This window comes from Inquilinus limosus (assembly GCF_051487185.1).
Lineage (GTDB): Bacteria > Pseudomonadota > Alphaproteobacteria > DSM-16000 > Inquilinaceae > Inquilinus > Inquilinus limosus_F.
Genome location: NZ_JAHVDK010000027.1, coordinates 101523 through 123130, shown reverse-complemented (window position 1 = coordinate 123130; position 21608 = coordinate 101523). Strand labels below are relative to the sequence as shown.

Annotated in this window: 24 protein-coding genes; 10 read left to right on the top strand and 14 right to left on the bottom strand. The window is 70.0% G+C overall.

From position 1 onward, the window contains the following. Together KXR53_RS26960 and KXR53_RS26955 are read right to left on the bottom strand one after the other, a co-directional pair. The coding region (locus tag KXR53_RS26960; RefSeq protein ID WP_437378394.1) for a hypothetical protein at nt 1-613 on the bottom strand (613 nt) is incomplete at its 3' end. Between the two features lie 194 nt (nt 614-807). Then, entirely contained in the window at nt 808-1161 is a 354-nt protein-coding gene (locus KXR53_RS26955; RefSeq protein ID WP_437378393.1) for a GFA family protein, read from the bottom strand. Between the two features lie 522 nt (nt 1162-1683). On the opposite strand from KXR53_RS26955, the gene KXR53_RS26950 reads away from it, so the two are divergent. Beyond that, nucleotides 1684-2418 (top strand): SAM-dependent methyltransferase, encoded by a 735-nt coding sequence (locus KXR53_RS26950; RefSeq protein WP_437378392.1) that lies wholly within the window; start codon nt 1684-1686, stop codon nt 2416-2418. Between the two features lie 291 nt (nt 2419-2709). Here the strand turns inward: KXR53_RS26950 and KXR53_RS26945 are convergent, their stop codons facing one another. The 10 genes from KXR53_RS26945 to KXR53_RS26900 all read right to left on the bottom strand — a co-directional run bounded on the left by KXR53_RS26945 (nt 2710) and on the right by KXR53_RS26900 (nt 9844). Next, nucleotides 2710-3456, bottom strand: a complete 747-nt coding sequence (locus KXR53_RS26945; RefSeq protein ID WP_437378391.1) for a DUF899 family protein — start codon at nt 3454-3456, stop codon at nt 2710-2712. Between the two features lie 116 nt (nt 3457-3572). Further along, entirely contained in the window at nt 3573-4313 is a 741-nt protein-coding gene (locus KXR53_RS26940) for a phosphotransferase enzyme family protein (RefSeq protein WP_437378390.1), read from the bottom strand. A gap of 375 nt (nt 4314-4688) precedes the next feature. After that, nucleotides 4689-5336, bottom strand: coding sequence for a DUF924 family protein (locus tag KXR53_RS26935; protein WP_437378389.1), 648 nt, complete (start codon nt 5334-5336; stop codon nt 4689-4691). Nucleotides 5337-5608: 272 nt separating this feature from the next. Next, nucleotides 5609-5992, bottom strand: a complete 384-nt coding sequence (locus tag KXR53_RS26930; protein WP_437378396.1) for an enolase C-terminal domain-like protein — start codon at nt 5990-5992, stop codon at nt 5609-5611. A gap of 35 nt (nt 5993-6027) precedes the next feature. Continuing rightward, nucleotides 6028-6258 carry an enolase C-terminal domain-like protein gene (locus tag KXR53_RS26925; RefSeq protein WP_437378388.1) on the bottom strand — a complete coding sequence of 77 codons (231 nt, stop codon included), beginning with the start codon at nt 6256-6258 and terminating at the stop codon, nt 6028-6030. A 68-nt stretch (nt 6259-6326) separates the two neighbouring features. After that, on the bottom strand, nt 6327-6596 hold the full coding sequence (locus KXR53_RS26920) for a DUF4242 domain-containing protein (protein WP_437378387.1): 270 nt from the start codon (nt 6594-6596) through the stop codon (nt 6327-6329). Nucleotides 6597-6628: 32 nt separating this feature from the next. After that, nucleotides 6629-8377 (bottom strand): calcium-binding protein, encoded by a 1749-nt coding sequence (locus tag KXR53_RS26915; protein ID WP_437378386.1) that lies wholly within the window; start codon nt 8375-8377, stop codon nt 6629-6631. A gap of 86 nt (nt 8378-8463) precedes the next feature. Next, entirely contained in the window at nt 8464-9240 is a 777-nt protein-coding gene (gene mddA / locus KXR53_RS26910) for a methanethiol S-methyltransferase (RefSeq protein WP_437378385.1), read from the bottom strand. Between the two features lie 138 nt (nt 9241-9378). Continuing rightward, nucleotides 9379-9576, bottom strand: coding sequence for a DUF1127 domain-containing protein (locus KXR53_RS26905; RefSeq protein ID WP_437378384.1), 198 nt, complete (start codon nt 9574-9576; stop codon nt 9379-9381). Continuing rightward, on the bottom strand, nt 9548-9844 hold the full coding sequence (locus tag KXR53_RS26900) for a DUF4242 domain-containing protein (RefSeq protein WP_437378383.1): 297 nt from the start codon (nt 9842-9844) through the stop codon (nt 9548-9550). Before KXR53_RS26900 ends, KXR53_RS26905 begins: the two co-directional genes overlap by 29 nt. Nucleotides 9845-10036: 192 nt before the next feature. Between KXR53_RS26900 and KXR53_RS26895 the strand changes: the two genes are divergently transcribed. Then, nucleotides 10037-11110: a GlxA family transcriptional regulator gene (locus tag KXR53_RS26895; protein ID WP_437378382.1), complete on the top strand. Its 1074-nt coding sequence runs from the start codon at nt 10037-10039 to the stop codon at nt 11108-11110. 79 nt (nt 11111-11189) lie between these two features. Next, nucleotides 11190-13196, top strand: a complete 2007-nt coding sequence (locus KXR53_RS26890; RefSeq protein ID WP_437378381.1) for a hypothetical protein — start codon at nt 11190-11192, stop codon at nt 13194-13196. On the opposite strand, the gene KXR53_RS26885 is transcribed toward KXR53_RS26890, so the two are convergent. After that, nucleotides 13197-14549 (bottom strand): SLC13 family permease, encoded by a 1353-nt coding sequence (locus tag KXR53_RS26885; RefSeq protein WP_437378380.1) that lies wholly within the window; start codon nt 14547-14549, stop codon nt 13197-13199. Nucleotides 14550-14605: 56 nt separating this feature from the next. Beyond that, nucleotides 14606-15289 (bottom strand): GntR family transcriptional regulator, encoded by a 684-nt coding sequence (locus tag KXR53_RS26880; protein WP_437378379.1) that lies wholly within the window; start codon nt 15287-15289, stop codon nt 14606-14608. Between the two features lie 150 nt (nt 15290-15439). On the opposite strand from KXR53_RS26880, the gene mdcA reads away from it, so the two are divergent. From mdcA to mdcH, 7 genes are read left to right on the top strand one after another with little or no spacing between them, the layout of a single operon-like run. Next, nucleotides 15440-17074: a malonate decarboxylase subunit alpha gene (gene mdcA / locus KXR53_RS26875; RefSeq protein ID WP_437378378.1), complete on the top strand. Its 1635-nt coding sequence runs from the start codon at nt 15440-15442 to the stop codon at nt 17072-17074. Nucleotides 17075-17080: 6 nt separating this feature from the next. Continuing rightward, the gene (locus KXR53_RS26870; RefSeq protein WP_437378377.1) at nt 17081-17953 is read left to right on the top strand and encodes a triphosphoribosyl-dephospho-CoA synthase; all 873 of its coding nucleotides are present in this window, start codon (nt 17081-17083) and stop codon (nt 17951-17953) included. Beyond that, nucleotides 17941-18234 carry a malonate decarboxylase subunit delta gene (locus KXR53_RS26865; RefSeq protein ID WP_437365075.1) on the top strand — a complete coding sequence of 98 codons (294 nt, stop codon included), beginning with the start codon at nt 17941-17943 and terminating at the stop codon, nt 18232-18234. The genes KXR53_RS26870 and KXR53_RS26865 overlap by 13 nt, the downstream gene beginning before the upstream one ends. Then, nucleotides 18231-19076 carry a biotin-independent malonate decarboxylase subunit beta gene (locus KXR53_RS26860; protein ID WP_437378376.1) on the top strand — a complete coding sequence of 282 codons (846 nt, stop codon included), beginning with the start codon at nt 18231-18233 and terminating at the stop codon, nt 19074-19076. The genes KXR53_RS26865 and KXR53_RS26860 overlap by 4 nt, the downstream gene beginning before the upstream one ends. Continuing rightward, nucleotides 19073-19894 (top strand): biotin-independent malonate decarboxylase subunit gamma, encoded by an 822-nt coding sequence (gene mdcE / locus KXR53_RS26855; RefSeq protein WP_437378375.1) that lies wholly within the window; start codon nt 19073-19075, stop codon nt 19892-19894. The genes KXR53_RS26860 and mdcE overlap by 4 nt, the downstream gene beginning before the upstream one ends. A gap of 1 nt (nt 19895) precedes the next feature. After that, nucleotides 19896-20681 (top strand): malonate decarboxylase holo-ACP synthase, encoded by a 786-nt coding sequence (locus KXR53_RS26850; protein ID WP_437378374.1) that lies wholly within the window; start codon nt 19896-19898, stop codon nt 20679-20681. After that, nucleotides 20678-21607, top strand: coding sequence for a malonate decarboxylase subunit epsilon (gene mdcH, locus KXR53_RS26845; protein ID WP_437378373.1), 930 nt, complete (start codon nt 20678-20680; stop codon nt 21605-21607). Before KXR53_RS26850 ends, mdcH begins: the two co-directional genes overlap by 4 nt. The last annotated feature ends 1 nt before the right edge of the window (nt 21608 follow it).

Below are 21608 nucleotides of genomic sequence, written 5' to 3'. Positions count from 1 at the left end.
TCGCGGCCGGGCCGCCGGCCGGCTTGGCCGGGCGCGGCGTGGCCGGCCAGCCGAGGGCGCCCCAGCGGGACCACTCCTCCGACAGGCCGAGGCCGCAGGCCAGCCCGGCCATCACCGCGCCGAGCGGCCGGTCCTCGACCCGGACCGCCYCGTCCTCGTAGAGGTGCTCGACCTGCTCCGCGAGCTCGTCGGACAGGGCCTCGGCGCGGCCGAAATCCTCGACCTCGTCCCAGATCATGCATTTCAGGACCTGCTCGACCTCGTCGCGGTGGCGGTCGCGGCGGGCCGGGCGGCCGGCCTCGCGCTCGGCGGCGCGGGCGCGGTCGTCGGCGCAGAGGTCGCGGGCGGCGCGGGCGCGCTGGGCCAGGGTCTGGCGCACCAGATGGGCGTAGCGGGCGAAGTCCAGGCCGGGGTCGTCGGTCCGGGCCGGCTGAGCCGCGGTGTCGTCCGCCTTGGGGTCCGCCTGTGCGGCCTGGGCGGCGAGGGCGCGGGCGCCGGCGCCTTCGGCCAGCTGCATGCCGATCTCGGACAGACGCGTGAGCATCTCGACCTGCTGCAGCGCGAGGCCGCGGCAATAGGCCTGGATGTCGAGATCGGGCGGCACCTCTGTCATGGAACATATCATGAACGAGGCTTGTGGAGTTAAGCAATGAACATTGTGTTAACCGGCGGAGCGGGCCTGGCGCCTGGATCGCCACGCCGGCGGCCCGATACCGGACATTCACCGACCGGCCGGGTTCGACCCGAACGGCCCTTTCCTGTGAGATCGGACCTGCGAAAGCCGCCGTTGCGATCTCCCTGAACCGCTCACGGATAGAGGTGCCTGCCGTCGTGCTTTCTGATGTTCAACTTGCTGATATCGACGTCCTCGATGCAACGCGCGTTTACGGCGAGCGGCGGCGGATACTGCGTTGATGTGCGGTACACAGCGATTCCGCAGATGGGACAGAAGTGCTGTCCGCCCGCCACGGAACGCCACGCGTAAGTGCACACCGGACGGCTATGATTGACGAGCTTGACCTGCTCGGGCTGGACGTACCAGTGCAGAAATCCGGTCCTTACGCAGATCGAGCAGTTGCAATCGGCGACCTCATCCAACGGAGCGGTCACCTCAAGCCTGATGTTCCCACAGTGGCAGGACAGTTTCACGGAACTGGGCATGTTCACCTCCGAACTGCTTGCGCAGGCAATGGAGAGTTGCTGAAAGCTAGGGGCGCACCATCGATAGGACCAATTCTGGAATTGGTTCGACGGCGGACTGCCCCAGCCTTCCGGCAAAGAACCAGGACGGGTGAGTAGGAAACGCCGGCTCAGGGCCAAGACTACTCTTTCCAATGGTCGCGGCTGAATCTCTGCTTCGGGCGCATCAGCGTCATCGGGTCGCCGCTGGAGGAATGATCACTTCCACCCGAGCTACCGGTTGGACCGGGCCGAGGTGCGCCATAAGCTGCCGTCAGACCGGCGCCCCGACACCGGACATCGGTCGGATCGTCGGTCCGCGGCCCTTTCCGGCCGTCCTGGCCCGCTTGGTGCGCGCCAAACTCCGGACATCTCCGAGGGTTCTCCAAACCGAACCTGGCCGGCTTCGACCCAAAGCGACCCAACTCCGGCCAGTTGCCAGATCTGCATTTCTTTATCAGGGTTGACGCGTAGAGGACCTAGACAACAGTCAGGGGCCACGTGATGGACACTGCTGATTTCTGGGCGATTCGTGCGGGAGATACGGAGTTCGAAAATCCGATCTTGCCACATAAGCTTGATCTGCTGACTGACTACTGCAAGGTCCGGGATGGAGCGTGCGTCCTGGACATTGGCTGCGCCAAGACCTGGTTATTGCGGAACTGGGCGCTACGGTTTGCTATTGACGGCGTCGGTCTGGAAACCAACCCGCACTTCATCGCGGCCGCGCGAGAACTCTCAGTTCGCGCTGGTATCGAATCCCGCATCCGATATGTCCAGGGGCCGGCGGCGGAATTTGTGCCACCTCCTGCGGGCTACGACATCGTCCTGTGTATTGGAGCATCCTCCGCCCTGGGCGGAGTTTCTTCCGCAGTCGAATGGATCCGCACGGCTCTTAAGGCCGATGGCGTCGTCGCGTTAGGCGCTGCGTTCGCAAAAGAGACGCCGCTTCCACCAGCCGAAGGGATCAGCCCTATGCTGGATCTGGCATCCACCGTTGATGTGTTTGCCTCGAACGATCTACAGATCACCGGTGTCTTGGAGGCGTCACTCGACGAGTGGGATGCCTACAGGAGCCGACATTTCCAGAACGTCTATGCTTGGGCAGAGGCGAATGCGGGTCACTCTCAGCGAAATGAGGTGCTCCGGCAGCTCGACAATGTGACTTCTCGCTATTTTGGCTGGCAGCGTCGACACATGGGGTGGGCGATTTTCGTCGCGCGGCCCAGGTTGGCCTGACCAGTAGATGCCAGTCTCGAACTGCTGCTTTCCGCCCCTCCCAGCCGGCCCAGCCGGCCGGAGGGCGCCATATGCGGTCATCGAGCCGGCGCCGCGACACCGGACATCGACCGAACCTGCAGGATCTCGGCCCTTCTCAGCCAGCCCGGATCTCAGACCGTGCCCGAAACCGGTCATCGCAGCCGGCTCCCCGAACCGGACATGACCGCGCGCGACACTTTACGGAAATTCAGGCCGGCACACCCGAGCGGCCGGTCGTGAGTCCGCCGCGTCGGCGCCGCCGCCTCCGGTTCACCGCCCGCCGGTCCCCAGGTCATCGGAATGCCCGGCCTTCACGCGAGGCCATTGGACGATGGGACGGTCGCCGACGCGATAGAAGTGCTCGCCGTCCCAGCGCGGCCAGCCGGCCGGCGAGTCCTCCCACGGCTCCTGCCGCCCATAGACCGTGAGGTCGAGCAGGGCGTAGCTGTTGCCCATCACCTCGACGCCGCGCTGCGTTGTCCAGTAGGTCTCGAACACATCGGATCCCTGCCGCAGGTAGCAGACGATGTGCATCATGCCCACCCGGCGCCCGACCAGGAGCGTCTCGAGCGAGCCCCGGTCGGCCGCGTACCAGGGCATCTCCCAGCCCATGAAGTCGCGGTACCGGGCGCTCTCTTCGTACGGGCCCTGGCAGATCGTGGCGTAGGTGACGTCGCGGGAGTGCAGGAAGGACAGCTCGCGGACCTGCGATGTGTAGAGGGTGCAGCCCTCGCACTGCTCCGCCGCCGGGCGGCCGGTGTGCCACATGAAGTAGTAGGCGATGAGGATCCGGCGTCCCTCGAACGCATCCAGCAGCGTCACCGGGCCATGGTCGCCGATGAGCGGCGTGGCGCCGTCCACCTCGACCATAGGCAGTCGCCGGCGGGCGGCCGCAAGGGCATCGCCTTCCCTCGTATAAGCCTTCTCTCGAACCCGCAAGGCGTCCAGCTCCGCCTGGAAGGTGCTGCGATCGACGATCCTGGGCGCGGCAGGGTGCTCTCGCTTGGCGTCTTTCATCGTCTAGCTCTTCCTTTCTCGACCCGGCAGGTCGGGAGAAAGAGTTAGCGCCAGACGTCGAAGCGGTAAGAGTGACAAGTATGGCGGGATTCGATGCGGCCTCTCGCTGCCGCTGCTCAGACCGCTCGAACTTCGGCAAGCCGCTTGATCGAGTACTCGTCGTCCCAGCAGACGGCGGCTTCCCATGCGGCCGACGCCTGCGCGGCGATGTCATGCGCGCCGCCGTCGAGGCCGGCGGCGTTGTGGGGCAGCACCAGGTCAAGATCGGGGACGTCGACATGCGACTCGTCCCAGTCGATCAGCGCGACCCGATCTGCGGTCATGCGGATGTTGCGCGGATTGGGGTCACCGTGGACGACGCATGTCCGACGTCCGACGAGCCGCGCCCACGCTGCCCGGCATCGGGCGACGCCCTCGGGCGGCATCGCGGCGAGGTCGATCTTCGTCCCGGTCTCGGCGTGCAGGAGGTCGGTCGACGATCGCCAGCCCGGGCGCTGCGGCCAGCCCTGCGTCAACCGATGCAGCCGGCGGAGCGTATCGGCCACGCGACGCCAGTCGGCCTCCGTCTCGGGCGGTCCGCCCTCCACATATGTCATCACCACCAGACCGTCCGCGAACAGCCGGCCATCCGTCGTCGGGATCGGCATTGGCACGGTCAGACCTTCACGGTCGAGGTGTTGGAGGAGCTCGGTCTCCCACGCGAGATCAGCGTCGCTCCTGGCACCGAGACGACCGACCGCGCGGCGCCCGTGGACGTGCACGCTCCACACGTCGTTGGCAACGCCGCCCGCGAGCCGTTCGATGCGGGCTGCGTCCTCACCCCACTGCCCGAGTGCCTCCCATCCCACTGACGACATCTTCGACCAACCCGATTGGTGCTTAACTTTAACTTGGACGCAAGCCCGGAACAACGCGGATCAGCCCGAGTGGCATCAAAAATGCGAGCGGTTATGGGAGAGCCGATAAATATCCGGTGAATTTTTACGCGACGTTGGTGCATTGTTTGCGCGGACATAATAGGTAAACCCACGGATAGTCCTTGAAACGCGCCTCTGTGGCTTATAGTCTTTTAACGTTCTATTGTTGGCGTCGGTTGCTGTTCAGAAGCTATACGACGACCGGCGATTCACTCTGCGTTCTGGCGACGCAGAGACGCTGCTAGACATGGCGCGATGCAGCAAGCGCTGCTCTAGTGGCCAGCGCGTCGTACTGGCCGCAGCCCATCCACCTCCTCAGGACGGCTCGAGCCCGGGCGGCCGACGCAGATGGACGAAGTCGCCCTTCGCCAGATAGGCCGCCTCCTCCGGCGTCGAGGCGCGGCCGAGGATCGGGTTGCGATGGGGGAAGCGGCCGAAGCGGGAGATCACCTCGAGATGGGATCGCGCCTGGCTGACATGGAACCGGTACAGCGGCCGCAGCCGCTCCGGCGCCGCGGCCGCCGCCCGCTCGACCATCGCCACCACCTGCGTCATCCGGGCCTCGTGATCCGGGCCCTCGGTATGGGCCAGCGGCATCAGGAAGAAGATCTGCTCCCAGGGTCTGGTCAGCGCGTCGTAATGGCCCTTCGCCAAACCATCCTGGGTGATCCGCAGCACGGCGGGATCGCAGGCATAGGCCTCCGGCCGGCCGGCGAACAGGCCTCGGGGGAACTGGTCGAGCACGATGATCAGCGACAAACGCCCGAGCGGGGTGCCGAGCCAATGGTCCAGGGTGCCGGCCCGTGCGGCGTCCAGCACCGGGGCCAGCGGCGCCAGCGCCGCGTTGGCGCCGCCGCCGAACCACCAGCCATGAAGCCGCTGATGCGTCTCCGGATCCGCCTCGTCGAGGCCGTCCGGAAACCAGAAGTCATAGACCCTGCGCCAGTCCTGGGTGGCGGTCATGAGCCCCTCCGTGGAACGCATCCCGATCTCTGTCGACGGCGTCCCGCCTCGACCGACCGAGGAGACGACCTCTAGCAGGACCCTGCGGCCGCGCCTGTGACCGGGGACACTGCGGCGCCGCCCCTACCCCTTCACCGCCCCGCCGTCATCCCGGCCACGATCTGGCGGTTGAGGAAGAGGAACACCAGCAGCGGCGGGATCGTGATCAGCACGATATCCATGAACAGCAGGTTGTACGACGTATTGTACTGGCTCTGGAAATTATAGAGCGATCACGCCGTCACGACGGCATGCTCGACCAGCAGCGTTTCCAGCGCCTCCCGGGCCGGGTCGATCCCGAGGCCCGGCCCGTCGGGGACGGAGACGGTTCCGTCACGGTTCAGGGCCGGGCGGCCGAACAGGTCCAAGAGCGGGTTGGGGCCGGCATCGAATTCCAGATAGGGAAAGGGCTCGGCCACGCCAGCGCGCCGCTCCGGCAGGGTGGCGACCACATGCAGGGCCGCCATGAAATTGACGATGCCGCCCCAGACATGCGGCACGACCGGCCGGTCGTGAAGATCGGCCAGCACCGCGACCTGGCCGACCCCGGTGAAGCCGCCGCAGATCGCGATGTCCGGCTGCAGCACGTCCATTGCGCCGGCGGCAAGGAAGGGCAGGAACTCGGCCGCCGTGCCGTAGGTCTCGCCGCCGGCTACGGCCGGGCGGATGTGTGGTTCGAGACCAGCCGGTAGCCTGCGAGGTCGCCGGGCGAGGTCGGCTCCTCGATCCAGAGCGGCGCCGCCTCTTCCATCAAGGCCGCCGTCGCGACGGCGTTGCGCGGCGTGCAGGCCTGGTTGAAGTCGATCATGAGCGGCGCCTCGGCGCCGATCGGCGCGGCCGTCTGACGGCGATTTCTGCGCTTCCGGTGCTCACGGACCTTCATGTCCGCTGCGCTCCGGTTCTCGAAATCACCGCCAGCCGACTCACGCCAGCGCATTTCCAAGCCGTCTCTCAGGCGTCCGTCGGATCGAGGATTCGCCGGATCTCGGTGATCCGGGTGGCCGGCAGGCCGCTCAGATCCGAATGCTGCCGGATCGTCTCCTCATCCTTCGCGAGAAAGATGCAGAAGGTCCGGTCGGCCGCGACGAAGCTCTCGACCCATCGGATGTCGGGCGCCGCCGCGTCCAGCACCGTGCTCGACCGCCGCGCGGCCGGCCACCACGGCTCCCGTTCCGCGATGCCGATGCCGGGAATGGTTCTCTCGATAACGAACAGCTTCATCCATCGTGCTCCTTCCGGTCCGTATCCGTCGGCTACAGCGCGAAATCCGCCGCGGCCAGGGCGATGGCGCCGGTCAGCACGATGGAGATATCGGCCAGGGCATCGCCGTCGACATCGCCGGACACGGTGGTGACACCGCGGGACACGGTGAAGGCCAGCTGGCCGGCGACGCCGGTGAAGGGGCCGGCGCCGATGAAGGTGAAAGCCTGGTCTCCCGCCACCGTGGCGACCGCATCGATGGCGGCCAGGTCGATCCGGTCGCCCTGGGCATGGCTGAAATCGCGGATCGAATCGCCGAAGCCGCCGGGGGCGCTGTCGGCCGTGGCCAGGAAGACGAAGCGGTCGGCGCCGCCTCCGCCGTTCAGCAGGTCCGCGCCGTCCAGCCCGACGAGCGTGTCGTTGCCGGCGTTTCCGACCAGGATGTCGTTGAAGATCGATCCCCGCAGCACGTCGTCGCCGGCACCGCCCTGGACGCCCTCGACGCCGACCAGCACGTCGCCCTGGGCCGTGCCGCCGCCGGCGGTGCCCGCGCCGAGATCCACCGTCACCCCGGCGGTATTCTCGGTGTACATCGCCGTGTCGATGCCGGCACCGCCGTCCAGCCGGTCGGCCCCGCCGCCACCGCGCAGCACGTCGCTGCCGTCCCGGCCGAACAGCGCATTGCCGGCGGCGTTGCCGGTCAATGCATCGTCGCCGACGCTTCCTTCGACATTCTCGACATCGACCAGCACGTCGCCCTCGGCAGCGCCGCCCGCACCGGTGCCCGCAGCCAAACTGACCACGACCGGGGCGCCGCTCTGGGAATAGTCGGCCGTGTCGATGCCGAAGCCACCTTTCAGCCGGTCGGCCCCGATCCCACCAACCAGCCGGTCATTGCCGGAATCGCCGAGGAGCTGGTCGTTGCCGCCATTGCCGAACAGCGCGTTGGTGCCGGGGCTCCCGGTCAGGGAGTCGTCGAACCCGCTGCCGAAGGCGTCCTCGATGCCGATCAGCACGTCGCCCTGGGCATCGCCGCCGATGCCGAACCCCAGAAACAGATCGATCGTCACCCCGGCCGTGCTGACGCCATAGCTGACCGCGTCGATTCCGAGCTCGCCGAGCAGCCGGTCGGCCCCGGCGCCGCCGAACAGGACATCATCACCATCGCCCCCGCCGATGAGATCGTCGCCGGCTTCGCCATGCAGGAAGTCGGCGTCGGCTCCACCGGCCAGCACATCATTGCCGCTCCGGCCGAACAGGAAATCGATGCCGCCCCGGCCGAAGAGACTGTTGTCCGCGACCGACCCGATCAGGGTGTCTCCCTGGTTCGATCCATCGAGGTTCTCGACGTTGCTCAGCAGATCACCTTGGGCGTCCCCGGAGAAGCCGGTGCCGGCGCCGAGATCGACGAGCACCCCCACCGCGCTGTTGCGGTAGTCCACCCTGTCGATGCCGGCGCCGCCGTTCAGCGTATCGGCGCCGCGGCCCTCGATGAACTCATCATTGCCGTCCCCACCATCGAGGATGTCGTTGCCGTCATTGCCGAACAGTGAATCGTCCCCGGCGCCCCCTATCGTGACGTCGTCGCCGGTCCCGCCATCGGTCGAGTCACTGCCGGCGCCGCCCTCGATGCGGTCGGAACCAGTGCCGGCCGCGATGAAGTCGTTGCCGTCGCCGCCGACGAGCCGGTCATTGCCGCCGAAGCCGATGAGGATATCGCTGCCGCCGAGGCCGAAGATGGTGTCGTCCCCGTTGGTACCACGCAGCTCGTCGTTGCCGTTGGTCCCGACAATGGTGGGCATGGGTTCTCTCCTGAAATTCGGCTGCGGGCGCGGCGCCCGTGGCCTGTGGGTGGGATGTCGGAGGTGCGGTCGCCGGAATGCGCCCGTCAGCCGGAGATCTCGGGATCGCGCGAGGCTGGAAGGTCCGGGCCGGCGCGGCGGCCGAAGCAGGGCAGCAGCATTCCCACCTCCTGCCGGTAGCGGCGGTAGCGGTCGCCGAACAGGGCGACGAGGTCACGCTCCTCGAGGACAATGCCGAGCAGGATGTAGCCGGTGGTGGCCACTGCGAACAGCAGATGCCCGGCCGTCATCGCCGGCGTCGCCCAGAAGGCCAAGAGGAAGCCGAGATAGATCGGGTGCCGGACCCAGCGGTAGAACAGCGGCGTGCGGAATTCGGGCGGCGGCAGCTCCCGACGGCGCAGCCGGGCGAAGACCTGGACCAGGCCGAACAGCTCGAAATGGTTGATCAGGAAGGTGCTGACCAGGAGGATCGCCCAGCCGAACCAGAACACGGCGTGGAGGACGGCGACCCCGAACGGGTCGTCGAGCGTCCAGACCGCTGCCGGGATCGGCCGCCACTGCCAGAACAGCAGGATCAGCGCCAGGCTGGCCAGCAGCACATACGTGCTGCGCTCGACCGCCGCCGGCACCAGCCGCGTCCACCATCGCTTGAACCCCTGCCGCGCCATGATGCTGTGCTGCGCGGCGAACAGGCCGAGCAGCAGCGTGTCGACGATCACGGCGTCGGGCATGGGCCCCGCAATGCCGGAATCGATCGACTTCGGCACCACCAGGTTGCCGACGAAGCCGACCGCGTAGAGGAACGAGCCGAAGAACACGGCGTAGGCGAACACGCCGTAGAGAAGCATGACCGGACCCGACATGAAGTCTCCCTCGTTCGCAGATGATCCGAAGCCCCGCGGCGCGGGCCGCCGCTCGCCCTGCCTTGCCGACCGTGGCAGCGGCGCGTTGAGTCCGGCGTAGGAGCCGGCGTGGGAGCGGCGTTGAAATCGATCCGGCCTTCAGTCCGGCCGGAACCTTCTTCCGGGCGCGCGATCGACGTCGGCGCGCGACAGCCCGATATCCCGGAGCAGATGGTCGCTGAGCTGGTGCAGGGGGCTCCGCCGGCCGGGGCGGAAGGCCAGCCGGCGGAGGCGCCCCAGCGGCGGCCGGAGCCACGCCCACGGCGCCTCACGGCTGCCCGGCGCGCGCGGAAGCATGGGCGGTGGTGGGGTCGATGACGCGGGCCACCTCGGTGATGCGGTCGGCCGGGAAGCCGCTCAGCTCCGCATGACGCCGGATGACGCCTTCGTCGGTCGCGAGATAGACGCAGAAGGTCTTGTCGGCCGTGATATGGGACTCGACCCATTGAATGTCGGGCGCCAGGGCCGCCAGGGCCTGGTTCGACCGCGCGGCCGCCGCCCTGAGCTGCTCGCGCTCCAGGGTGCCGATCCGGGGAATTTCCCGTTCGATCACAAATCGTCGCATGGGGTTCTCTCCTGCCATTGGTCATTCGACGGAGGCGCGAATGAACAGGGCAAGATTTCCGGCAACGGCGGGATCGGCACAGTGGCGGATCGGAACAATTGATGTCGAATTGGCCAAAACTCCGGCCCGCCCGGTGGCGGAGCGGCGCGGCCGATGGCAGAGTTTCCAGAAATTGATCTGGGGGGACAGCCGATGGACAGCCCGATCAGGGTCTCCATCATTGCCGTGGCGGAGATCGAACCGTGGATCGTCGTCGGCGTCCACGATGCGTTCTGGGCCGTCGGCACCCTGTGGAACCGGGTCATGGGCGAGCGCGAGAACCCGCGCTTTCTCCCCGAGATCGTCGCCGCGGCGCCGGGCCCGCTGAAGACCGGAACGGGGGTGCGGATCGAGCCGCACCGGACCATCAACGACGACGCCCGGACGGATATCGTCTTCGTGCCGTCGCTGCTGATTTCCTCCGGCGCCCAGTTCGGGCGCAACAATCCGGGCGTCGTCGACTGGGTGCGGCGCTGCTACAGCCGCGGCGCACGCGTCGTGTCGTCCTGCACCGGCTCGTTCCTGCTGGCGGAAGCGGGCCTCCTGGACGGCCGACAAGCCACCACGCATTGGGCCTTCGTCGACATGATGAAGGCCGAATATCCGAGGGTCCGCGTCCTCGGCGACCGGATCCTGGTGTCGGCGACCGACGACCATCGGATCGTGACGGCCGGCGGCGCCACCTCCTGGACCGATCTGGTGCTCTACATCGTCGGCCGGTTCGCCGGCGCCGAAGAGGCCCGCCGCCTGGCCAAGATGTCGCTGTTCGACTGGCATCACGACGGCCAGAACCCCTATTCCCGGCTGACCACGCGGCTGCAGTCGAGCGACCGGCTGGTCCAGGATTGCCAGGAATGGCTGGCGTCCCACTATGCCGATGCGGACCCGGTCGCGGCGATGATCCGGCGGTCCGGCCTGTCCCGGCGCGGCTTCAACCGACGGTTCAAGCAGGCGACGGGCCATGCGCCGCTGGACTATGTGCAGCGGGTCCGGATCGAGGAGGCCAAGCAGATCCTGGAGACCACGGACCAGCCGGTGGATGCGGTCGCGGTCGAGGTCGGCTACGGCGATCCGGTCTCGTTCCGGCGTCTCTTCAAGCGCCTGGTCCACGACACCCCGGCGGCCTATCGGCGCCGCCAGCGCGTGCCGGAGGCGGTGCGCAGGCTCGGGCTGGACACGCCGTCCTGGACCTCCGAGGGACCGGCGCCCGGTCGGCCGCCGGTGTGACCCAGGTAACATCCGCTGGCCGGGCCGGTATGCCGTAAATTCGACACGCCAAGACCGCATGGTCCTGGAGGTCGTGCCGATGGCTGCATCCATGGATCTCCCCCGCCCGGCTGGGCCGGGCCTGCATATCCGGCTGCTCGGCCCTCTCGCCGTGCGCCGCGACGGTGCGGCCGTGGCGCTGCCCGCGTCGCGCAAGGCGCGGGCGCTGATCGCCTATCTGGCGCTGGCGCCGCGGGCGGTGTCGCGCAGCCACCTCTGCGGGCTGATGTGGGACGTCCCGAACGATCCGCGCGCCGAGCTGCGCTGGTGCCTGAGCAAGCTCAGAGGCGTCGTCGACGATCCCGACCACCGGCGGCTCGAGACCGACGGCAATGCCGTCGCGCTCGATCTCACGGACTGCTTCGTCGATGCGATCGAGGTCGCGCGGGCGACCCGGCAGGGCCTGGAGACGCTGCCGCCCGACCGGCTGCGCGTCCTGCACGCGCTGTTCCAGGGCGAGTTCCTCGACGGGCTGGAGATCGACCGCAATCCGGAGTTCAACGGCTGGCTCACGGCGCAGCGCCAGAGGTTCCGGAGCTGCCACATCGCCCTGCTGGAGCAGCTGGCCCGGACCGCAGGCGGCGACGAGGCGTTCGGCTATCTGGAGGCGTGGCTGGGCCTCGCTCCGTTCGACCTGCGCGCCCATGAGGGCTTCCTGCGCCACGTCTCCCACCGCGGCCTGATCCGCGAGGGCGAGAGGCATCTGGCGGCGGCGGCCCGGCTGTTCGAGGCCGAGGGCCTCGATTGCGGGCCGATCCGCGACATCTGGCGGGCGGTTCGCACGGAGGCCGCCCCCTCGCCCAGGCCGCAGGCCGCAGCCGCCCCCGCTGAACGCGATCCGGCCGGTGCCGCGGCCGCGACCCGCCGCGCCTCGGTCGCGGTGATACCGTTCGCCGACCGGTCGCCGGCGGCGGCGCCGCGCGGCGGGATCGCCGACGCCCTCGCCCATGACATCACCGGCCGCCTGGCCAGGCTGCGCAGCCTGTTCGTCATCGCCCAGGGCTCGGTCCTCGCCCTGCACGACCGGCAGATCGCCCCGGAGCAGGCCGGCCGGATACTGAATGTCGACTATGTCGTCAGCGGATCGCTGCAGCGCCGGGGAAAGCGCCTCGCGGTGGCGATCGAGCTGGTCGAGACGCGCACCGCCCGGCTGGTCTGGGCCGAGGTCTATACCCGGGCGCTGGACGACGCCTTCCTGGTGCTGGAGGAGATCGGCGACCGGATCGTCGCCTCAGTGGCCACCGAGATCGAGACGGTCGAGTGCAACCGCGCGGCGCTGAAGCCGCCCGGCTCGCTCGACGCCTGGGAGGCGCATCACCGCGGCGTGCTGCACATGTACCGCTTCACCCGGGCCGACAACAGGCGGGCCCGGCACTTCTTCGAGATGGCGGCGCAGCTGGACCGCAGCTTCGCGCCGGCCTATGCCGGCCTGTCCTTCACCCATTTCCAGAACGCCTTCCAGGGCTGGGGGCCGCGCGAGGCGGAGATCGGCCTGGCCTTCGACGCCGCCGGGCAGGGCCTGGCCGCTGACGACCGCGATCCCACCGCACATTGGGCGATGGGCCGGGCGCTGTGGCTGCGCGGCCGCCAGGACCAGTCGCTGGCCGAACTCGAGCAGGCGGTGGAGCTGAGCCCGAGCTTCGCGCTGGGCCACTATGCCCTGGGCTGCATGCATGCCCAGGGCGGCGATCCGGAGACCGCCATCTCGGCCTCCGACCACTCGCGCCGGCTGAGCCCGTTCGACCCGATGCTCGTCGGCATCCTGAGCTCCCGGGCCGTGGCGCTGGCACGGCTGGAACGCCTCGACGAGGCCGCCGACTGGAGCATCCGGGCCGCCGCCCTTCCGAACGCCCATGTCCACATCCAGGCGATCGCCGCCTGCTGCCTGGCGCTGGCCGGACGGCCGGACGAGGCGCGCCGACATGCGGCGATGGCGCATCGGACGCGGCCGGGCTATCGCTTCGCCGACTTCCTCGCCGCGCACCGCTTCGCCCCGGATGCCGTCCCGCTGTTCCGGGCCGGGGCGCAGCGGATCGGGCTCGACTGACTACAGGAGACCCGGCACCACCAGCGCCAGCCACGCCAGCAGCGGCCCGATCAGGACGATGATCGCGCTGTAGATCAGCATCTGCCGGAAGAAGGCGTCGCGGTCGACGTCATGGGCGTTGGCCACCACCAGCGCGCCATTGGTCGAGAACGGGCTGACATCGACGATGGTGGTCGAGATCGCGATCGCCGCCACCATGCCGGGCACGCCGAGATGGCCCTGCATCAGCAGCGGCACGGCGAGCGGGATGGTGGCGCCCAGCACCGCGACCGAGGAGGCGAAGGCCGAGACCACGCCGGCCACGTAGCACAGAAGCAGCGCGCCCAGCAGCGGCACCGCCATGGTCGAGACGCCGCCGCCGACATAGTCGACCGCGCCGGCCTTCTGCAGCACGCCGATATAGGTGATGACGCCGCCGATCAGCAGCACGGTCGACCAGCTGATCTTGTCGACCGCGCCCTTCTGCCCGCGCGGGCACAGCAGCGCCAGGACCACGGCGACGCTCATCGCCACCAGCCCGACATTCAGGTTGAAGGCCAGCGAGGCGACAGCCAGCACCACCAGGCCGGTCAGGGTCAGCGCCTGCTCGCGGTCGAGCGCGACGTGATCGTCCTCGCCCTCGCGATGCACCGCACCGGGCCGCGGCCCGGCCGGCCGCGCCGGGGTGCCGCCATGGCCGCGCACCGGGACCGAGGCGCCGGCGGGCACGGCGTCGACCAGCCCCTCGAAATCCTCGGCCGGGCGCCGTACCGGCAGGCGATGGCCGCCGAACAGGAAGAAGATCACCAGCGCCACCGCGGCGTTGAAGGCCAGGCTGGACAGGAACAGCACGATCTCGTCGCCCGGCAGCCCGGCGCGCTGCACCACCTGGTTGGTGATGCCGCCATAGATGCTGATCGGCGAGAAGCCGCCACCCTGGGCGCCGTGCACCACCATCAGGCCCATCAGCATCGGATGGATCTTGTACCGCGCGGCGAAGCGCAGCGCGATCGGCGCAATGATCGCGACCGCCCCCGGGCTGACCGCGCCGATGGCGGTCAGCACGGCGGAGACCGCGAACATCACCCAGGGGATGACGGAGATGCGGCCGCCGACAAGGCGCACCGCATAGTGCACCAGCCAGTCGACGGTGCCGTTGTTCTGGGCGATGGCGAAGAGATAGGTGATGCCGACCAGGGTGACGAACAGGTCGCCCGGGAAGCCGGCCAGGATGGACGTCGCGGACATGCCCATGACGGCGCCGCCGACCAGGAAGGCCATGGCGAAGCCGAGGGCGCCCATGTTGATCGGCAGGACGGTGGCGACGACGAACATCACCACCAGCCCGATGATGGATGCGATCTGCGCAGACACGCGTTTCCTCTCCTGTCGTTCTCGTTGTCCGGTGGCAGCGTCTCGTCGCCGCGGCGTCAGCCCGTCTGGTCGGGCTCCAATGTCAGGAAGCGCGCCAGGGCGCTGCCGGCGTTCAGCATGTGCTCGCGCATGGCGAAAGCGGCCTCGTCCGGGTCGCCGCGGGTCATCGCGCGCAGGATCCGGCCGTGCTCCTCGCGCGACTGGACCAGGCGGCCGGCATAGCGCAGCTGGGTGCGCCGGAACGGCAGCAGCCGGGCGCGCAGCTGCAGCGCGTGCTCGACCAGGAAGCCATTGTGGGTGGCGCGGTAGATGCCTTCGTGGAAGGCCAGATTGAAGGCGTCGTAGCCGGCAATGTCGCCGGACTGCAGCAGCGCCTGCGACTGCTCGTGCAGCTCGATCAGCCGGCCGCGCTCCAGCGCCGTCATCCGGTTGGTCGCCATGCGCGCGCACATCGCCTCGATCTCGGCCGTGACCTCGAACATCTCGGACAGGGTCTCGATCGTCATCGGCAGCACGACGATGCCGCGGCGCGGCCGGATCTCGACCAGACCCGCCGCCGCCAGCTGGCGCACCGCGTCGCGCACCGGCGTGCGGGAGGCGCCGTAGGTCTCGGCCAGCTGCGCCTCATCCAGCACCGTGCCGGGCGGGAGACGGCCGGTCGAGATCTCGTCGGTCAGCGCCAGGCGGATCCGCTCCGACAGCGAGGCGCGGTCATCGGCGGGCGTATCCAGAGGGGCCAAGGCGCGAGCTCCCTGTGCACGTTAATTGGTTTTAACGACGATAATGTATCCCAATGTCTTGCCAAGCGCAATCTCTGTATTCATATTCGGTGACACGAACGGCGTTCGTATACGCCGGCCTGTCGATCCGACACGCTGCGGAGACACACCATGGATCAGCCCTGGTCGACGCTGCCCGCCCGCAAGCGGAGGCGCCTGGAGCGGGCCGCTTCCTTTGCCGACGGCCCGGTGCTGAAGCCGGAGCGGATCGGCGACGCGCTGGCGGCGCTGATCGAGCCGGGCGACCGCGTAGCGTTGGAGGGCGACAACCAGAAGCAGGCGGATTTCCTGTCCCGTACCCTGGCCGGGCTGGATCCCGGCAAGGTCCACGACCTGCATCTGCTGATCTCGACGCTGAGCCGGCGCGAGCATCTCGACCTGTTCGAGCGCGGCATCGCCCGCAAGGTCGACTTCTCCTTCGCCGGGCCGCAGAGCCTGCGCGTGGCGCAGCTGCTGGAGGACGGCAGGCTCGAGATCGGCGCGATCTACACCTATGTCGAGCTCTATGCCCGGATGTTCGTCGACCTGACGCCGCAGGTGGCGCTGGTCTGCGCCGAGCAGGCGGACCGGCACGGCAACCTCTACACCGGCGCGAACACCGAGGACACGCCGACGATCGTCGAGGCCACGGCCTTCCGCCACGGCGTGGTGGTGGCCCAGGTCAACGAGATCGTGGACGAGCTGCCGCGGGTCGACATTCCCGCCTCCTGGGTCGATTTCGTGGTCGAGGCCGACCGCCCCTTCGCGGTGGAGCCGCTGTTCACCCGCGATCCGCGCCATGTCGGCGAGCTGCAGATCCTGATGGGGATGATGATCATCCGCGGGATCTATGAGCGGCACGGCGTCACCGCGCTGAACCACGGCATCGGCTTCGACACCGCGGCGGTGGAGCTGCTGCTGCCGACCTATGGCGAGCAGCTGGGGCTGAAGGGGAAGATCTGCCGCAACTGGACGCTGAACCCGCATCCGACGCTGATCCCGGCGATCGAGAGCGGCTGGGTCGAGAGCATCCACTGCTTCGGCAGCGAGGTCGGGATGGAGGAGTATATCCGCGCCCGGCCGGACATCTTCTTCGTCGGCCGCGACGGCAGCCTGCGGTCGAACCGCGTCTTCTGTCAGCTGGCCGGGCAGTACGGCGTCGACCTGTTCATCGGCTCCACCCTGCAGATGGATGCCGACGGCAACTCCTCCACCGTCACGCTGGGCCGGCTGGCCGGCTTCGGCGGCGCGCCGAACATGGGCCATGACCCGCGTGGCCGCCGCCACGCCAGCGACGCCTGGCTCAGCCTGATGACCTCGCGGGCGCCGGTCGCACGCGGCCGCAAGCTGGTGGTGCAAACGGTCGAGACCTTCAAGTCGGGCGGCGTTCCGGCCTTCGTCGAGACGCTCGACGCGGTCGAGGTCGGCCGCAAGAGCGGCATGCCGACGGCGCCGGTGATGATCTATGGCGACGACGTCTCCCATGTCGTGACCGAGGAGGGTATCGCCTATCTCTACAAGGCCGAGGGCGGCGAGGAGCGGCGCGCCGCCATCGCGGCGGTGGCCGGCGCCACCGAGATCGGCCGGCGGGCGGAGGCGAAGCGGACTGCCGATCTCAGGGCCCGCGGCATCGTCGCCTATCCCGAGGATCTCGGTGTTAGCCGGCTGCAGGCGCAGCGCTCGCTGCTGGCGGCGCGGTCGATCGACGACCTGGTGGACTGGTCCGGCGGGCTGTACCGGCCGCCGGCCCGCTTCCGCGGCTGGTGACGGGCGATGGGCGTCACCCTTCCCCTCGCTGTCGAACCCGCCGTCCCGGCCGATCCTGAGGCACTCGCCGACCTCGCCGTCTGGGCGCTGGTCGAGGAGGCGGAGCTGACCCCGAAGCCGGGCCTCGTCGACCGGCGCGGCCCCGGGGCGCATCGCGACCTGGACCTGGAGACGCTTCGCCGCAGCGCCCGGGCCCTGCGCCCGGCCTTCCGCGCCATGGCCGAGGCCGCCAAGGGCCGCGTGCCGGACCTGGCGCTGCGCGAGGAGCTGGCCGCGATCGGACGGGCCGGCGAGGCCCGGATGCTGGCGGCGACCGGCGGCAGCAATGCGCATCGCGGCGCGATCTGGGCGCTGGGGTTGCTGCTGGCCGGGACGGTGATCGCCGGCCCGACCGGTCCCCGCCGCATCGCCGCCGTGGCCGCCGCGATCGCACAATGGCCGGATCGTCTCGCGCCACAGCACCCGAGCAACGGCGAGCGGGTGCGGCAGGCGCATGGCGCTGCCGGCGCCCGCGGCGAGGCCCGGGCCGGTTTCCCGCATGCTATCGCCATCGCCCTCCCCGCCTTGCGCGCCAGCCGCGCCGCCGGCGCGGCCGAGGAGGAAGCCCGGCTGGATGCGCTGATGGCGATCATGGCGTCGCTCGACGATACCTGCCTGCTGCATCGCGGCGGCCGCCCGGCCCTGGAGGCGGCGCAGGCCGGCGCCCGCGCCGTGCTGGCCGGCGGCGGCACCGCCACCCCGGCCGGCCGGGCGGCGCTTCAGGCGCTCGACGCCGATCTCCTGGCCCGCTGGGTGTCGCCCGGCGGATCGGCGGACCTGCTGGCCGCCACCCTGTTCCTCGACCGCATCGACCGGAGCTTCGCCCGATGGAACGCCTGAGCTTCGACTACCCCGCGACCGAGACCGTGCCGAAGCGCGCCCATGTCGGCGTCGTCGGGTCCGGCAATCTCGAGGTGCTGATCGAACCCTCGCCGGACGGGCAGGCCCATATCCGCGTCACCACCAGCGTCGACGGCTATGGCGCGGTGTGGAAGGCGGTGCTGGACCGGTTCATCGCCCGCCACGGCGTCGCCGCATCGGTGGAGATCAACGATTTCGGGGCCACGCCCGGCATGGTGGCGCTGCGCCTGGAGCAGGCGGTGGAGGCCACACGGTCATGAACGCCATCACCCCACGGACGAGCTTCATCGAGCTGACCGCCCGCGACCGTGCCCGCGTCCTGTTGGACGAGGGCAGCTTCCGCGAGATCCTCGGCCCCTTCGACCGGCTGACCTCGCCCTGGCTGCCGCTGCAGGGCATCCCCACCCAGTCCGACGACGGGGTGGTGCTGGCCCGCGGCACCATCGACGGCCAGCCGGCGGTGGTGGCCGCGATCGAGAGCGCCTTTCAGGGCGGCAGCATGGGCGAGGTCGCCGGCGCCAAGATCGCCGGCGCGCTGGAGCGGGCGCTGGCCGACCATGAGCGCGGCATCCCGACCCGGCCGGTGATCCTGTTCGAGACCGGCGGCGTGCGGCTGCAGGAGGCCAATCTGGGCCTCGCCGTCATCGCCGAGATCCAGGCCGCCATCCTGGCGCTGCGGCAACGCGTGCCGGTGGTCGGGGTGATCGCCGGCATGGTCGGCTGCTTCGGCGGCATGTCGCTGGCCGCGGCGCTGTGCAGCACGCTGATCGTCACCCGGCAGGCGCGGCTGGGCATGAACGGGCCGGAGGTGATCGAGCAGGAGGCCGGGATAGAGGAACTGGACGCCTCCGACCGCCGGCTGATCTGGAGCCTGATCGGCGGCGAGCAGCGCCGGGCCACCGGCTTCGCCGATGCGCTGGTCGCGGACGATGCCGAAGCGATCGCCGCGGCGGTGCGCGCCGCCTTCGCCGCCGGAGTGCCGCGGCGGCACCGGAGCGAGGCGGTCGAGCTGTACCGGGCGCGGCTGGCGGCGATCGACCCGGCCGCGCCGCCGACGCCGGAGCGGCTGAGGGAATTGTGGGGCGAGGAGAGCGCGTCATGAGCGAGATCGCACCCCGGGGCCGGATCTGGCTCTCGGCCCTGGCGGGGCCGGGAAGCGCCGTCGACGGCGTTCCGACCGTGCTGGCCGCCGACGCGCCGCTGGGCGGCGAGACGGCGCGCTTCATCGCCGTGGTGCCGGACCCGGCCAACCGCTTCCCGCGGGCGCGGCATGGCGAGGTCGGGCTGGACGAGGGCTGGGGCCTGGCCGCGGCGGTGCGGCAGGTGATCGAGGCCGACCGCGACGGGGCGCGCCGCCCGATCGTCGCGGTGGTCGACGTGACCAGCCAGGCCTATGGAAGGCAGGAGGAGATGCTGGGCATCCACCTGGCCTGCGCCGCGGCGGCCGACGCCTATGGCAGCGCCCGGCTGGCCGGCCATCCGGTGGTGGCGCTGCTGGTCGGCAAGGCGATGTCCGGCGCCTTCCTGGCGCATGGCTACCAGGCCAACCGGATCCTGGCGCTGGCCGATGACGGCGTGCTGGTCCACGCGATGGGCCGCCAGGCGGCGGCGCGCGTCACCCGCCGCACCGTCGCCGAGATCGACCGGCTGGGCGAGCAGGTGCCGCCGATGGCCTACGGCATCCGCGCCTATGCCGGGCTCGGCCTGCTGCACCGGCTGATCGAGGGTGTTTCGGCCGAGGCGCCGGGCGCCGCGGATGTCGAGCGGGTGCGGGATGAGCTGGTTCAGGCGGTGGCCGACATTCGCGCCTCCGGCCGCCGCGACCTGTCCTGCCGCTTGGCCTCTCCCGAGGCGCAGCGGACCCGCGCCGCCTCGATCGAGGTGCGTCGGCGGATCGCAGAGCAATGGGATGCGGCGTGAGATGAGCGACGGTCGCGTGAGCGCGTCGCCTCTCCCGCTTCCGCCGTCATTGCGAGGAGGCGAAGCCGACGAAGCAATCCAGGAGCCGGTGCGCGGTGCCTCTGGATTGCTTCGCTACGCTCGCAATGACGGTGTTGAAAGCCCTGAAAGGATCCCGCTTGCAGTGCCGTTTCAACCGCACGACCTGCTGAGGATCGCCCCTGCGGCCGTCGCGGACCTGACCAGAAACCTACCCGGCTGGGCGGCGGAATCGCTGGTGGCGGTGCCCTGGGTGGTGGTGCGCCGGACGGTGGCTCACGACCGCTTGCTGCCGGTCGGCATCCGCGGGCGTCATCGGAGCGAACGCCGGGCTGCCTGGTTGCCGCCGGCCGCGGTCGTCGAGCAACGCACGCCGGAGGCTCTGGCCGCCGCTCGCGGCTGGCAGGCGCATCCACGCCGGACCGAGATCCCTGCCCTGGCTGCGCTCGATATCGTCGCCGACCTGCTCGCCGGATCGGCCTGGGGCCTGGCGGGCAGCGTCGGATTCGAGCTCGCCACCGGACGCCTCACGGCAAACTCGGACAGCGACCTCGACATCGTCCTGCGCGCGCCGGGCCGGATCGGCCGCGGCGAGGCCGGACGCCTTCTGGCCGGCTTGGCGGAGCTGCCGGTCCGCGTCGATGTGGCGCTGGAGACGCCGCTTGGCGCCTGCAGCCTGGCCGAGATCGCCGCGGGCGGTCCCGCCGTGGTCAAGACGCCCGTCGGGCCGCGGCTGGTCCGCGATCCCTGGGCCGAGCAAGCGGCATGAGCCTCGCCTTCCTGTTCCCCGGCCAAGGGGCGCAGAGCCCCGGCTTCCTGCACCGTCTGCCGGATCATCCGGCGGTCGCGGCGACGCTAGACGAAGCGCGGGCCGTGCTCGGGCGGGAGATCCTGGATCTCGACGGGGAAACGGCGCTGCAATCGACGGTGGCTGTGCAGCTCGGCCTGCTCGTCGCCGGCGTTGCCGCCGCCCGGGCCCTGGCTGTGGAGGGCGTCGCCCCGGCCATGGTCGCGGGGCTGTCGATCGGGTCCTTCGCCGCCGCGGTCACGGCCGGGGCGATCGGTTTCGCCGACGCGCTGCGGCTGGTCGACCGCCGGGCCCGGCTGATGGAGCAGGCCTGCCCGGAAGGCTACGGCATGGCGGCGGTGACCGGGCTGCCGCAGCGCCGGGTCGAGGCGATCGCCGGCGCGGTGCACAGCGAGGCCACGCCGCTCTACCTCGCCAATCTCAACGGCCCGGCGGAGTTCGTGCTGAGCGGCGCCGATACCGCGCTGGACCGGGCGATTGAGGCGGCGCGGCAGGCCGGCTCGCGACGAGCCGAGTGGCTGGCGGTGGCCGTGCCGTCGCATTGTCCGCTGATGGACGGGGCCGCAGCGGCGCTTGTGAAGGCGGCCGAAGCGGTGCCGATCACGGCGCCGCGCATCGCCCTTGTCGGCAACCGGCGCGCCCGGGTGCTGCGCGACGCCGCCGCGGTGCGGGAGGAGCTGGCGACCAACCTGGCCCACTCCGTCCGCTGGTCCGACGGCGTCGCCCTGCTGGTCGAGCTCGGCGCCACGGCCTTCCTGGAGATGCCGCCGGGCGACGTCCTGACCCGGCTCGCCACGGCGGCGTTCCCCGAACTGACCGCCCGGGACATGGCGAGCCTTTCCTTGCCGGGCGCGGCGGCCCTCGCCGCCCGCTTCCGGGAGCAGTGAG

Excerpts from the sequence above, each read along its gene's own strand:
- KXR53_RS26915 (WP_437378386.1), bottom strand. The coding sequence starts at position 8,377 with ATGCCCACCATTGTCGGGACCAACGGCAACGACGAGCTGCGTGGTACC.
- KXR53_RS26860 (WP_437378376.1), top strand. The coding sequence starts at position 18,231 with ATGAACGCCATCACCCCACGGACGAGCTTCATCGAGCTGACCGCCCGC.
- KXR53_RS26920 (WP_437378387.1), bottom strand. The coding sequence starts at position 6,596 with ATGAAGCTGTTCGTTATCGAGAGAACCATTCCCGGCATCGGCATCGCG.
- KXR53_RS26900 (WP_437378383.1), bottom strand. The coding sequence starts at position 9,844 with ATGCGACGATTTGTGATCGAACGGGAAATTCCCCGGATCGGCACCCTG.
- KXR53_RS26865 (WP_437365075.1), top strand. The coding sequence starts at position 17,941 with ATGGAACGCCTGAGCTTCGACTACCCCGCGACCGAGACCGTGCCGAAG.
- KXR53_RS26935 (WP_437378389.1), bottom strand. The coding sequence starts at position 5,336 with ATGACCGCCACCCAGGACTGGCGCAGGGTCTATGACTTCTGGTTTCCG.
- mddA (WP_437378385.1), bottom strand. The coding sequence starts at position 9,240 with ATGTCGGGTCCGGTCATGCTTCTCTACGGCGTGTTCGCCTACGCCGTG.
- KXR53_RS26950 (WP_437378392.1), top strand. The coding sequence starts at position 1,684 with ATGGACACTGCTGATTTCTGGGCGATTCGTGCGGGAGATACGGAGTTC.
- KXR53_RS26925 (WP_437378388.1), bottom strand. The coding sequence starts at position 6,258 with ATGAAGGTCCGTGAGCACCGGAAGCGCAGAAATCGCCGTCAGACGGCC.
- KXR53_RS26850 (WP_437378374.1), top strand. The coding sequence starts at position 19,896 with ATGAGCGACGGTCGCGTGAGCGCGTCGCCTCTCCCGCTTCCGCCGTCA.
- KXR53_RS26870 (WP_437378377.1), top strand. The coding sequence starts at position 17,081 with ATGGGCGTCACCCTTCCCCTCGCTGTCGAACCCGCCGTCCCGGCCGAT.
- KXR53_RS26945 (WP_437378391.1), bottom strand. The coding sequence starts at position 3,456 with ATGAAAGACGCCAAGCGAGAGCACCCTGCCGCGCCCAGGATCGTCGAT.
- KXR53_RS26890 (WP_437378381.1), top strand. The coding sequence starts at position 11,190 with ATGGCTGCATCCATGGATCTCCCCCGCCCGGCTGGGCCGGGCCTGCAT.
- mdcE (WP_437378375.1), top strand. The coding sequence starts at position 19,073 with ATGAGCGAGATCGCACCCCGGGGCCGGATCTGGCTCTCGGCCCTGGCG.
- KXR53_RS26895 (WP_437378382.1), top strand. The coding sequence starts at position 10,037 with ATGGACAGCCCGATCAGGGTCTCCATCATTGCCGTGGCGGAGATCGAA.
- mdcA (WP_437378378.1), top strand. The coding sequence starts at position 15,440 with ATGGATCAGCCCTGGTCGACGCTGCCCGCCCGCAAGCGGAGGCGCCTG.
- KXR53_RS26955 (WP_437378393.1), bottom strand. The coding sequence starts at position 1,161 with ATGCCCAGTTCCGTGAAACTGTCCTGCCACTGTGGGAACATCAGGCTT.
- KXR53_RS26940 (WP_437378390.1), bottom strand. The coding sequence starts at position 4,313 with ATGTCGTCAGTGGGATGGGAGGCACTCGGGCAGTGGGGTGAGGACGCA.
- KXR53_RS26905 (WP_437378384.1), bottom strand. The coding sequence starts at position 9,576 with ATGCTTCCGCGCGCGCCGGGCAGCCGTGAGGCGCCGTGGGCGTGGCTC.
- mdcH (WP_437378373.1), top strand. The coding sequence starts at position 20,678 with ATGAGCCTCGCCTTCCTGTTCCCCGGCCAAGGGGCGCAGAGCCCCGGC.